General features: G+C 71.2%; 11 protein-coding genes. 7 read left to right on the top strand and 4 right to left on the bottom strand.

Features of this window, described 5'->3' with window-relative positions:
- Window positions 1-33: 33 nt before the first annotated feature.
- The gene (locus ACFUUZ_RS10770; protein ID WP_378694759.1) at window positions 34-1,518 is read right to left on the bottom strand and encodes an acyl-CoA carboxylase subunit beta; all 1,485 of its coding nucleotides are present in this window, start codon (window positions 1,516-1,518) and stop codon (window positions 34-36) included.
- A gap of 11 nt (window positions 1,519-1,529) precedes the next feature.
- Window positions 1,530-2,768, bottom strand: coding sequence for a cytochrome P450 (locus tag ACFUUZ_RS10775; RefSeq protein ID WP_378694761.1), 1,239 nt, complete (start codon window positions 2,766-2,768; stop codon window positions 1,530-1,532).
- A 115-nt stretch (window positions 2,769-2,883) separates the two neighbouring features.
- On the opposite strand from ACFUUZ_RS10775, the gene ACFUUZ_RS10780 reads away from it, so the two are divergent.
- The 6 genes from ACFUUZ_RS10780 (at window position 2,884) to ACFUUZ_RS10805 (ending at window position 8,638) form a co-directional block, all read left to right on the top strand.
- Window positions 2,884-3,669, top strand: a complete 786-nt coding sequence (locus ACFUUZ_RS10780) for a coniferyl-alcohol dehydrogenase (protein WP_378694763.1) — start codon at window positions 2,884-2,886, stop codon at window positions 3,667-3,669.
- A 25-nt stretch (window positions 3,670-3,694) separates the two neighbouring features.
- A complete protein-coding gene (locus ACFUUZ_RS10785; RefSeq protein WP_378694765.1) occupies window positions 3,695-4,882 on the top strand; it encodes a cytochrome P450 in 1,188 nt (395 codons plus the stop codon).
- A complete protein-coding gene (locus tag ACFUUZ_RS10790) occupies window positions 4,879-5,643 on the top strand; it encodes an SDR family NAD(P)-dependent oxidoreductase (protein ID WP_378694767.1) in 765 nt (254 codons plus the stop codon). Before ACFUUZ_RS10785 ends, ACFUUZ_RS10790 begins: the two co-directional genes overlap by 4 nt.
- On the top strand, window positions 5,643-6,827 hold the full coding sequence (locus ACFUUZ_RS10795) for a CaiB/BaiF CoA transferase family protein (RefSeq protein WP_378694769.1): 1,185 nt from the start codon (window positions 5,643-5,645) through the stop codon (window positions 6,825-6,827). Before ACFUUZ_RS10790 ends, ACFUUZ_RS10795 begins: the two co-directional genes overlap by 1 nt.
- On the top strand, window positions 6,824-7,624 hold the full coding sequence (locus ACFUUZ_RS10800) for an enoyl-CoA hydratase/isomerase family protein (protein ID WP_378694771.1): 801 nt from the start codon (window positions 6,824-6,826) through the stop codon (window positions 7,622-7,624). The genes ACFUUZ_RS10795 and ACFUUZ_RS10800 overlap by 4 nt, the downstream gene beginning before the upstream one ends.
- 165 nt (window positions 7,625-7,789) lie before the next feature.
- Window positions 7,790-8,638, top strand: a complete 849-nt coding sequence (locus tag ACFUUZ_RS10805; RefSeq protein ID WP_378694773.1) for a TetR/AcrR family transcriptional regulator C-terminal domain-containing protein — start codon at window positions 7,790-7,792, stop codon at window positions 8,636-8,638.
- Window positions 8,639-8,687: 49 nt separating this feature from the next.
- On the opposite strand, the gene ACFUUZ_RS10810 is transcribed toward ACFUUZ_RS10805, so the two are convergent.
- Together ACFUUZ_RS10810 and ACFUUZ_RS10815 are read right to left on the bottom strand one after the other, a co-directional pair.
- Window positions 8,688-9,563 (bottom strand): enoyl-CoA hydratase/isomerase family protein, encoded by an 876-nt coding sequence (locus ACFUUZ_RS10810; protein WP_378694774.1) that lies wholly within the window; start codon window positions 9,561-9,563, stop codon window positions 8,688-8,690.
- On the bottom strand, window positions 9,560-10,222 hold the full coding sequence (locus ACFUUZ_RS10815; protein WP_378694926.1) for a PaaI family thioesterase: 663 nt from the start codon (window positions 10,220-10,222) through the stop codon (window positions 9,560-9,562). Before ACFUUZ_RS10815 ends, ACFUUZ_RS10810 begins: the two co-directional genes overlap by 4 nt.
- An 89-nt stretch (window positions 10,223-10,311) precedes the next feature.
- Between ACFUUZ_RS10815 and ACFUUZ_RS10820 the strand changes: the two genes are divergently transcribed.
- Entirely contained in the window at window positions 10,312-11,106 is a 795-nt protein-coding gene (locus tag ACFUUZ_RS10820; RefSeq protein WP_378694776.1) for an enoyl-CoA hydratase/isomerase family protein, read from the top strand.
- Window positions 11,107-11,112: the final 6 nt, after the last annotated feature.

The raw sequence follows: 11,112 nt of genomic DNA on the forward strand, positions 1-11,112 counted from the left end.
ACGGGTGGTGCCACCGGCCACGCGGCGTACGACTCAGGGCATGATAGCCGTGCGCAGCACCGGCTCCGCCACCTGCTGACGGCCGAAGATGCCGCGGCGCAGCGCGGTGAGCAGAGCGGTGCGCGTCTCCTCCGGGCGGATCATCTCGTCGAAGCCCATGTGCTCGGCGGAGTAGTACGACGCCAGCAACTCCATATCGCGCAGCTGCGCGGCCACCTCCTCCTCCGCGCCGGAGGCGATCCCGAGCGCGGCGGCGCTCATGGCGCCCATGGTGGCGCCGGGGTAGGCGTAGGCGGCGGTCTGGTTGTCGAAACCGATGAGCGACATGACCATCGACCCGAACCCGTACGCCTTGCGCAGCGTGAGGTGCAGCTTGATGGTGCTCGCCGTGGTCTGCGCGACGAACATCTTCGCCCCCGCCCGCAGCACGCCTGCGCGCTCGGACTCGCTGCCCGGCAGCATGCCCGGGTTGTCGGCGAGGAACACCAGCGGCAGGTGGAACGAGTCCGCGACCGCGATGAAGTGCGCCGCCTTCTCGGCCGCGGCGGTGTCGATGGAGCCGGCCAGGATCTCGGGCTGGTTGGCGACCACCGCGACCGGGTGCCCGCCGAGGTGGGCCAGCGCGCACACGATGGCCGGGCCGTAGCCGGGCTGCACCTCGAACCAGTCCGGGGTGTCGAACACGACGTCGAGCACCGTGCGGATGTCGTAGGTGCTGCGGTTGTCCCTGGAGATGATCTCCAGCAGCTCCGGGGTCGCGCGCGGCTCCGTCGAGTCGTCGGAGAGCAGCGCGGGCGGGTAGGACCACGCACTCGACGGGAAGTACGAGAGGTAGCGGCGGATCTCGTCCAGCGCGTCCTCGTCGGTCTCGGCGAGATTGTGGATCAACCCGCTCGGCACCGCCACATCCGGCCCGCCGAGATCCTCCTTGCTGATCACTTCCCCGGTCGACTCCCGCACCACCGGTGGACCCGCGGTGAAGATCGAGCCCTGGCGGCTCATGATCGCGAAATCCGAGACCGGCGCGATGAGCGCGCCGTGCCCGGCCGACGGGCCGAGCACACCGGTCACCATCGGCACCTTGCCGGAGCACTGCGCCTGGGCGAGCAGATCGGTCGGGGTGCGGCCGTAGTGCGCGCCGGTGGGGCGGAAACCCGCCCCCTCCAGCAGCATCACCAGCGGCACCTTGTTGCGCACCGCCAGCTCGGCCAGGCGGTACCGCTTGGCATTGCTGCCCGGCGCGATGGTGCCCGCCACCGTCGTGAAATCCTCCGCCCCCACCATCACCGGGGTGCCGTTGATCAGGCCGGACCCGGTCACGATGGCGTCGGCCGCGATCTCGCCGCCGACCAGCGCGCCGAACTCCTGGAACGTGCCGGGGTCGAGCAGGTGAGCGACCCTGGCCCGCGCGTCCAGCTTGCCCTTGGCCCGATGCTTCGCGACCCGCTCCGCACCGCCCATGGCCGCCGAGCGCTCCCGGCGCCCGTCGAGGTCCTCGAGCGTTTCCTTCCAGCTCATCGGGGCCTCTCTCAGCGGAGGGAATAGCGGATCGGCAGGTGCTTGAGGCCGCCGACGAAGGTGGTCGCGATGAGCTCCGGCTCACCGGCCAGCTCCACCGAGGTGAGCCGCGGGATGAGCTCGGCGAAGAAGCGGTTCACCTCGAGCCGGGCCAGCGCCGCGCCCAGGCAGAAGTGGATGCCGAAGCCGAAGGCGACGTGCTTGTTCGGCTCGCGCCCGACATCGAAGCGGAAGGGGTCGTCGAAGGCCTCCTCGTCGCGGTTGGCCGAGATGTAGGAGAGCAGCAGCGAATCGCCCTTCGCGATCGGCACCCCGCGGACGGTGGTGTCCTCGGTCGCGGTCCGCATGAACGCCTTGACCGGGGTGACCCAGCGGATCATCTCCTCGGTGGCCTGCGGCAGCAGCGACAGGTCGGCCTGCAGCCGGGCCAGCTGGTCCGGGTTCTCCGCCAGGGCGCGCATGCCGCCGGAGATGGTGCCGCTGGTGGTGTCGTGGCCCGCCGTCGCGATGATCGCGTAGTACGACATCGTGTCGATGTCGGAGAGCGGCTCGCCGTCGATCCGCGCATTGGCGATGGTCGAGGCCAGGTCCTCGGTGGGGGTGGCGCGCCTGGCCGCGGTGAGCTCGTTGAAGTAGGCGAACATGTCGAGCAGCGCGCCGACCTTCTCCTCCTGCGAGACCGCCGAGCGCTGGTACTCCTCGTCGTCGCTGCCGAGCAGCTCCTGGGTCAGCTTCAGCATGCGCGGGAAGTCCGACTCCGGGACGCCGAGCAGCGACATGATCACGAACAGCGGGTAGTTGACCGCCACCTCCTGCACGAAGTCGCACTCGCCGCCTGCATCGCGCATCCGGTCGACGTAGCGCTTGGCCAGTTCGGTGATGCGCAGGTCCATGGCGCGCATGGCCTTCGGGCCGAACCAGTCCGCGGCGATGGCGCGCACCACCCGGTGCTGCGGGTCGTCCATGTGGATCAGGGTGCGGATGCCGACGGCGGCCTGCTGCTCGTCGGACTCCGCCGACATCAGCACCGGGCGCGGCCAGTTGGAGAAGAGCTTGCTGTTGCGCTCCACCGCGAGTACGTCGGCGTGCTTGGTGATGGCCCAGAAGGGCTTGTACCCGGGGACGTCGACGTACGACACCGGGGTGTTGGCGCGCAGTTCCGAGAGCGCGGCATGCAGACGCGGCTCGTCGGTGTAGGCAGCTGGCTCCGCGAGTACCTTCGCGGCTTCGTCGACGATCGGCGTGCTCATCTGGGCTGTTCCGTCCTTCGGGGCTCGTTGTCTCGGATGTCAGCGTGATTTATAGTCGAGCTTACTGTCAAGCATTCCGTAAGTGTTTCAGAACGATCCGGACGGTGGTGTTCGCATGGCGCAGGCACAGCGCAGAATCGTGGTGGTGGGGGCGGGGTCCGGCATCGGCGCCGCGACGGCCGCGCACTTCCACGAGGCCGGTGAGCACGTGCTCGCCGTCGACCTCAGGGACAACGACACCCCGGCCGCTGAGCACCGCCGCTGTGACCTGCGCGACCCCGCCTCGATCGCCGAGCTGCTGGCAGGCATCGGCGACGGCTGGGATCTGCTCGCACACGTCGCGGGCGTGCCAGGCACCGCGCCCGTCGCCGACGTGCTTGCGGTGAACTACCTGGGCATGCGGCGCACCGTGGAGGGCATGCTGCCGCTGCTGCGCACCGGCGGTGCGGTGGTGACCGTCGCCTCGGTGGCCGCGCTCGGATGGCAGCAGCGGATCGCCCAGCTGGAGGGGCTGCTCGCGGCGACCGACGAAGCCGCGGTGCGGGCGTGGCAGGCGGACCAGGACCCGAACTACCCGGTGTACAGCACGTCCAAGCAGGCTGCGGTTCTGTACGTGAAACGCCTCGCGCTCGCGGCGTGGCAGAAGTACGGCATCCGGGTGAACTCGGTGAGCCCCGGCCCCACCGAAACCCCGATTCTCGGCGACTTCGAGACCTCGATGGGCAAGGACGTGCTCGACGTGGTCAAGGCCACGGTCGGCAGGCACGCCACCGCCGCCGACATCGTCCCGGTGATCGATTTTCTCGGCTCCCCGGCGGCGCGCTGGGTGAACGGCCAGGACCTGCACGTCGACGGCGGCTTCGTCGCCCCGATGTCGGTCGGCGGCCCGCTCGCGCTGTAGCCGCGCACTACTCGAAAGGTGAACTGTGAACAGCCCCGTACGGGAGATCGATCTCCGCGATCCCTATCCCTTCTTCGCCGCCCACCGCCGCGAACACGGCGTCTACCACGGCGGCGTCATGGACTACACCCGCACGCCGGAGCAGTTCCGGCCGCGCGACTCCTGGTCCGCGCTCTCCTGGACCGCCGCCAACGCCGCCCTGCGCGACACCGAGACCTTCAGCTCCAAGCTCTACGACAGCACCATCGGCGTGTTCATGGGCCCGACCATCCTCGCCATGAGCGGCTCCAGGCACAAGGCGCACCGCAACCTGGTGGCGGCGGCTTTCAAGCCCCAGTCGCTGCAGACCTGGGAACCGGAGATCGTGCGCCCGATCTGCACCGCGCTCATCGACGAGTTCGCCGAGCGCGGCACCGCGGACCTGGTGCGCGAGTTCACCTTCGAGTTCCCGACCCGGGTGATCGCCCGGCTGCTCGGACTCCCGGAGGAGGACCTGCCGTTCTTCCGCAAGGCCGCCGTCGACATCATCAGCTACACCGGTGACTACCAGGCCGCCTTCGAGGCGTCGGGCGCGCTGCAGGAGTACTTCCAGGGCCACATCGACCAGCGCCGATCCCAGCCCACCGACGACATCATCGGCGACCTCGTCGCCGCCGAGATCGAGGGCGAGCAGCTCACCGACGAGGCGATCTACTCGTTCCTGCGGCTGCTGCTGCCCGCCGGCCTGGAGACCACCTACCGCTCCTCGGGGAACCTGCTCTACCTGCTGCTCGCCCACCCCGAGCAGTTCGCGGCGGTGCAGGCCGACCGCAGGCTGCTCGGCGCCGCCATCGAGGAGGGGCTGCGCTACGAGACCCCGCTGACGCTGGTGCAGCGCACGGTCACCAGGGACACCGAGCTCGAGGGGGTGGCGATCCCGAAGGGCGCGACCCTGGATATCGCGCTCGGCTCGGCGAACCGCGACGAGGGCCGCTGGGAACGCGCCGAGGAGTTCGACATCCACCGCAAGCGGCTGCCGCACATCAGCTTCACGGCGGGCGCGCACACCTGCCTCGGGCTGCACCTGGCCCGCATGGAGACCAGGGTGGCGCTGGAGGTGCTGCTGGATCGGCTCACCGGGATCACCCTGCTGGCGGACGGCGACCCGCACATCTTCGGCCAGCCGTTCCGCTCCCCCACCGCGCTGCCGGTGTCGTTCGAGGTGGCCGGGTGAGCGAGCGCGACCCCTTCGATCTGTCCGGACGTTCGGCGCTGGTGACCGGGGCGGCGGGCGGGATCGGCGCTGCGGTCGCCGTCGCCCTCGCCGCCCGGGGCGCCGCGGTCCTGGTGACCGACCTCGACGAATCCGCCGCCGCGGGGACGGCCGAGCGCATCACGAACGCGGGCGGCATCGCGGAGGCGGCGGCGCTCGATGTGCGCGACGGCGCAGCGGCGAGTGCCGCGGCGGCCCGCGCGGCGGCGCTGACCGGCGGCACCCTGCACATCGTAGTCAACAATGCCGGGGCGACGGCACCGGCGATGTTCGCCAAGACCACCGAGGAATCGGTGCTCGCCATGCTCGACATCCACGTCCTCGGGGCCTTCCGCTGCGCCAAAGCCGCGCTCGAGTACCTGCCGCAGGACGGCACCGGCAGGATCATCAACGTCACCTCCTCGGCCGGGCTCACCGGCGCGCTCGGCCAGGTGAACTACTCCGCCGCCAAGGCAGGCATCGTCGGGCTCACCAAGTCGCTGGCCAAGGAGCTGGCGCGCAAGCAGATCACGGTGAACGCGCTGGCCCCGGCCGCCGCAACGCCGATGACCGAGACCATCCGCACCGACGAACGCTTCGCCGAGCAGACCCTGGCCCGAATCCCGCTGCGCCGCTGGGCCGAACCGGCCGAGGTCGCGAACGCCTTCGTCTTCCTCGCCTCGGACGCGGCCTCCTACGTCACCGGCCAGGTGCTGCCGGTCGACGGCGGGCTGGTGATCTGATGGCGGGCCCGCTGACCGGGGTCACCGTGGTCGCGCTGGAGCAGGCGGTCTCGGCGCCCATGTGCACCCGCACGCTGGCTGACCTCGGCGCGCGGGTGATCAAGGTGGAGAACCCGCGCGGCGGCGACTTCGCCAGGCACTACGACGACGTGGTGCACGGGCAGGCGGCGCACTTCGTCTGGGCGAACCGGGGCAAGGAGTCCATCGCGCTCGACTTCACCGCGCCGGATGGCCTCGCGGTGCTGCACCGGCTGCTGGCCACGGCGGACGTCTTCGTCGCCAATCTCGCGCCGGGCGCGCTGGCCCGGCGCGGCCTGGCCCCCGCCGACCTGCGCCGGCGCTACCCGGAGCTGATCGCGCTGGAGATCGACGGCTACGGCGCCGGCGGGCCGCTGTCGCACAAGCGCGCCTACGACCTGCTGATCCAGGCCGAGTCGGGCGCCTGCGCGGTGACCGGCTTCCCCGGCGCGCCCGCCAAGCCGGGGCCGCCGGTCGCCGACGTCACCGCCGGGCTCTACGCCGCGATCACCATCCTCGCGCTGCTCTACCGCCGCGGCGGCGCGGCCGCGTCGGTGAGCCTGTTCGACACCATGGCCGAGCTCATGGGCTACCCGCTCACGCACGCCCGCTACAGCGGCACCGAGCAGCCGCCGGTCGGCATGGGCTCGCCCGCGGTCGCCCCCTACGGCGCCTACCCGACCGCCGACGGGGCCACCGCGGTACTCGGCACCACCAACGACCGGGAGTGGCAGCGGCTCGCGACCGAGCTGCTCGCCCGGCCCGAGCTGGCCGCCGACCCCCGCTTCGCGAGCAATGCCGGCCGGGTGGCGCACCGGGCCGAGCTCGACACCGCGCTCGCCGCGTGGTGCGCGGGGCTGCCGCTGGCCGAGATCCTGCGCCGGGCCGACGCGGCCGGGATCGGCAATGCCCGGTTCAACACCCCCGCCGAGGTCAACGCGCACCCGCAGCTGGCGGAGCGGGACCGGTGGCGGCCGGTCGAGAGTCCGGGCGGAACCGTGACCGCGCTGCTCCCGCCCCCGGTGATCGAGGGCTGGACCGCGCCGATGAAAGCCGTCCCCGCGCTCGGCGAACACACCGATTCCATCCTGCGCACAGCGGGTTTCACACCGCACGAGATCGCAGCGCTCCGCGCGGCGGGGATCGCTCCGGAAGGAACGCCATGACCGTACTCCTGGCCGAGCAGCACGGCGGCGTGCGCACCCTCACGCTGAACCGCCCGGACCGGCGCAATGCCCTCGATCGTGCGCTGTGGGCGGCACTGCGCGAACAGCTTGCCGAGATCGCCGCGGGCGGGGCGCGGGCGGTCGTCCTCACCGGTGCCGGCGGCGCCTTCTCCGGCGGCGCCGACCTCACCGCCACCGTCGATGTCGAGGAGTTCCCGGACCCGGCCGAGGAGATGCGCGGCATCAACGAGGTGGTGCGCCGGCTGCACGAGCTCCCGGTGCCGACGGTGGCCAAGGTGCGCGGCCCGGCCTACGGCGCGGGCTGGAACCTCGCGCTCGCCTGCGATCTCGTGGTCGCCGCGCCCGACGCCCGCTTCTGCCAGATCTTCACCCGCCGTGCGCTCTCCCCCGACTGCGGCGGGTCGTGGGTGCTGCCCCGGCTGGTCGGGTTGCAGCAGGCCAAGCGGCTCACCCTGCTCGCCGAAGCGATCGGCGCCGAGGAGGCGCTGGCGCTCGGACTCGTCACCTGGGTGCGGCCGGAAGCCGAGATCGACGCCTTCACCACCGAACTCGCCGGGCGGCTCGCGGCCGGCGCCCCCACCGCGCTCGCCCAGACCAAGGCGCTGCTCGCCGCGGGCGCCGACCGGACGCTCGACGAGGCGCTCGACGCCGAGACCAGGGCCCAGGCCGTCAATCTCACCGGGCCGGACGTGCTCGAGGCGTTCGCCGCCTTCCTGGAGAAACGCGAGCCGGTATTTCCGGGGGCGAACGGAAATGCGGGCGTAAATGTGACCTGAGATACATTATCGAAAAATCGGAATGCCGCGGCACCGTCGGAAATACCGAACGGTAAACCCCGTGGTAGCATCTACCGTGCGGATTTCGATGATCCGCTTCCGGCATTTCCCCGGCGGCGCCGGAGGCCGGAAACACCGAGCACCGCAGAGGAAGTGAGTTCGGCGATGGCGAAGCGCGCAACGCCCGTGAAGCGGCAGCGCCGCGAGCGAGGATCGCTCAATCCCGAGGACATCATCCAGGGCGCCTTCGAACTCGCTGAAGAGGTCTCCATCGACGGGCTGAGCATGCCACTGCTCGGCAAACACCTCGACGTCGGTGTCACCAGCATCTACTGGTACTTCCGCAAGAAGGACGACCTGCTCAACGCCATGACCGACCGGGCGCTGAGCCAGTACGCCTTCGCCGCCCCCTTCGTCGAGGCCGACGACTGGCGCGAGACCCTGCGCAATCACGCGCGGACAATGCGCGAAACCTTTCTCGGCAATCCGATTCTCTGCGATCTGATTCTCATCCGCTCCGCGCTCAGCCGCGATGCCGCCCGCCTCGGCGCGCAGGGAATCGAGCGCGCCATCAACACTCTGGTCAAAGCGGGATTCTCCGTCGACGACGCCTTCGACCTCTATTCCGCCATCAATCTGCACGTGCGCGGCTCGGTCGTACTGCAGCGGCTCTACGACAAGAACAAGGAACTCGAGGCGGAGGCGTCCGCGTACTACGAGGACATCGCCATCGAGCCGGAGACGACGCCGCTGCTCGCCGAGGCCATGGCGCGCGGGCGGCGCAGCGGTGCGCCGGACGATCGGAACTTCGAGTACGGGCTGGAGTGCATTCTCGACCACGCGAGCCGGGTGATCGCGGGCGACGCGCCCGCCGCCCCGGCAAAGAAGGCGCCCGCGAAGGCCGCGGCCGAAACCGCGGCGCCGGCCAAGGCCCCGGCGAAGAAGGCCGCCGCGAAGCGGACCGCGACCAAGGCGCCCGCCGCGCGCACCCGGCGCACCGCCGCCGCCTCCTGATCCGTAGCTTCCCGTGCCCCGGTCGAATTCGGCCGGGGCACGGTCGCGTTCACGGCTCGGGCACGTGGAAGTGCTCGTCCCGCAACCGGAATGCCTCGCGCGTCCCGTGCTGCGCCCGCGTCTTGACGAAGTTGAACTCGCCCTCGGCGAACTGCAGGTTCGTGCCGAACGCGTGGAAGAGGTAGCTGGCCACCTCTTCCCCCTGATACGCCTGACTCTGCTCGACCAGGCGGAACGCCTCCTTGGCGATCACCACGCCGTCGGCGGGCATCTTCGCCGCCTTCTCCGCCCAGTACCGCGCCCGCGCCGTCACCTGCCCCGGCTCGCAGGTCTCGGTGAACACCCCCAGGTGCTCGAGCGTGCCCGCCTCGACGATGTCACCGGTGAGCAGCAGCCGCCGCGCCAGCACCGGCCCGAGGCGGTGGAAGAACATGTGCAGGCTGCCCAGCGCCGGGCCGAGGAAGCGGGTGGCCGGCATCCCGAGCCGCGCGTCCCGCCCCACGACGGCGATATCGGCCATCAGCGCCATCTCGAACCCGCCGCCGAGCGCGAAGCCGCCGACCTCGGCGACGGTGACCTTCGGGAAGCCGAGGAACTCGTGGTAGAAGTCGAACGACTTCCGGTCGACGGTGAGCCTGCGCCGCTGGCTCGGCCTGCTCTTCTTCGGCGCGGCGCCATTGCCCTCGCCGTACCAGCCGTAGGCATTGTTCATGTCGGCGCCGGTGCTGAACACCCCGCCCTCGCCGCGCAGCAGGACGACGGTGATGTCGTCGTCCGCCGCCACCTCGTCGAGGAAGCGGGCCAGCCCGTCGCGCATGGTGGCGTCGTAGGAGTTGCGGCGCTCCGGGTTGTTGAGCGTGATGGTGGCGATCCGGCGGTCGTCGTCCACCTCGTAGCGGACGCGGCCGTCAGCGGCGCTGGTCATCGCGGGATCCTCTCGGTCGTCGGCCGGCGGCGGCCGTATCTGGTTCCGGTGAGCCGCTCCGGCGTCGCCGCGACGGTCGCGACCGTCGCGCGGCACAGCACCTCGTCGTCGTGGCGCAGCAGCGCCTGCGATTCGATGCCCGCCTCGGTGGCCGTGCGCGCGATCGCGAAGTTCAGCTCGGTGAGCAGCGGGGTCGGGCGGCGGTAGGTGATCGTCAGCGACCTGGTCTTGCCGGTGACGCCGGCCGCGCAGCTGTGCTGCTGGACCACGCAGTCGAAGAAGACGCCGAGGAAGCCGCCGTGCACCAGGCCGGGCGGGCCCTCGAAGGTGACCGGGAAGCTCACCCGCCCGGTCGCCGATGCCGGGTCGACGGCGTCGAAGACGTACTCCGGGAAGGACGGGTTGTAGGTGCCGATGTCGAAGGCGTGGTCGAGGTAGATCCGGCGTTCCGGATCGTCCTCGGCATCGCCCACCCGCGGCCTGGCGTCGGCCGGGGCGGTCGCGGCGAGCGCGCGCTCCCACTCCGCGAAGCGCGGCAGCATCTCCTCGACCACCGCCTGCGGCCGCTCCTGAGAGAGCAGCAGCGCCGTGAGGCGGCGCAGCGCGGACGCCGCGGCCTCGGTCTGGGCCAGCGGGCGCTCGCCGAAATGGATCTCCATGCGGGCCTCGTTCCTCCTCGGGCTCACGCCCACCTTGGCAGACAAGCAACGGTATTGTCTACTGTATCTATCTCAGTAAGGATCGGAGGGTGGCTGTGGGCGATGCGGTGACGACGGTGGCGCGGGACGGTGCGGTGCTGCGGCTGACCCTGGACCGGCCGGGGCGGCGCAACTCGCTGACCCCGGATATGGTCGAGACCCTGGTCACCGCGCTGACCGCCGCCGCATCCGACGACACCCTGCGCGCGATTCACCTGCGCGGCGCCGGCGAGCACTTCTGCGCGGGCGTGGACTGGGTCTCCGGCAATACCGGGGACGCCAAACCGCGCACCGGCTCGGTGCTGCGCCGGGTCCCGCACACCGCGCACCGGGTGATCGAACTGCTGCACACCGTGCAGCTCCCGGTGGTCGCCACCGTGCGCGGCTGGGCCGCGGGATTGGGCTGCAACCTGGCACTCGCCGCCGACTTCACCGTCGCCGCCACCGATGCCACCTTCTGGGAGCCGTTCCTCGACCGCGGCTTCAGCCCCGACTCCGGCTCCACCTGGCTGCTGCCCCGGCTCACCGGGCTCGCCCGCGCCCGCCGCATGCTGCTGCTCGGCGAGAAGGTGGACGGTGCCACGGCCGCGGAGTGGGGGCTCATTCACGAGGCCGCTGACGACCCGGACGCCGCCGCGGAAACCCTGCTCGCCCGGCTGGCCGCCGCGCCGACCGTGGCGTTCGGGCTGGCCAAGCAGGCGCTGGTGCAGAACCTGCACGCCACCCTGCCACAGGCCATGACCAATGAACTGTTCGCCCTCGAACTCGCCTGCCGCACCCGCGATTTCAAGGAGGGCCTCGCCGCCTTCCGCGATCGCCGCGCGCCGGAATTCGAGGGCCGATGAGCACCG

The sequence above is a fragment of the Nocardia sp. NPDC057353 genome (genome assembly GCF_042667085.1).
Lineage (GTDB): Bacteria > Actinomycetota > Actinomycetes > Mycobacteriales > Mycobacteriaceae > Nocardia.

What these genes read in the sequence shown, in the direction of transcription:
- ACFUUZ_RS10770 (WP_378694759.1), bottom strand. Translation starts at nt 1,518, where the DNA reads ATGAGCTGGAAGGAAACGCTCGAGGACCTCGACGGGCGCCGGGAGCGC.
- ACFUUZ_RS10775 (WP_378694761.1), bottom strand. Translation starts at nt 2,768, where the DNA reads ATGAGCACGCCGATCGTCGACGAAGCCGCGAAGGTACTCGCGGAGCCA.
- ACFUUZ_RS10780 (WP_378694763.1), top strand. Translation starts at nt 2,884, where the DNA reads ATGGCGCAGGCACAGCGCAGAATCGTGGTGGTGGGGGCGGGGTCCGGC.
- ACFUUZ_RS10795 (WP_378694769.1), top strand. Translation starts at nt 5,643, where the DNA reads ATGGCGGGCCCGCTGACCGGGGTCACCGTGGTCGCGCTGGAGCAGGCG.
- ACFUUZ_RS10800 (WP_378694771.1), top strand. Translation starts at nt 6,824, where the DNA reads ATGACCGTACTCCTGGCCGAGCAGCACGGCGGCGTGCGCACCCTCACG.
- ACFUUZ_RS10805 (WP_378694773.1), top strand. Translation starts at nt 7,790, where the DNA reads ATGGCGAAGCGCGCAACGCCCGTGAAGCGGCAGCGCCGCGAGCGAGGA.
- ACFUUZ_RS10810 (WP_378694774.1), bottom strand. Translation starts at nt 9,563, where the DNA reads ATGACCAGCGCCGCTGACGGCCGCGTCCGCTACGAGGTGGACGACGAC.
- ACFUUZ_RS10815 (WP_378694926.1), bottom strand. Translation starts at nt 10,222, where the DNA reads ATGGAGATCCATTTCGGCGAGCGCCCGCTGGCCCAGACCGAGGCCGCG.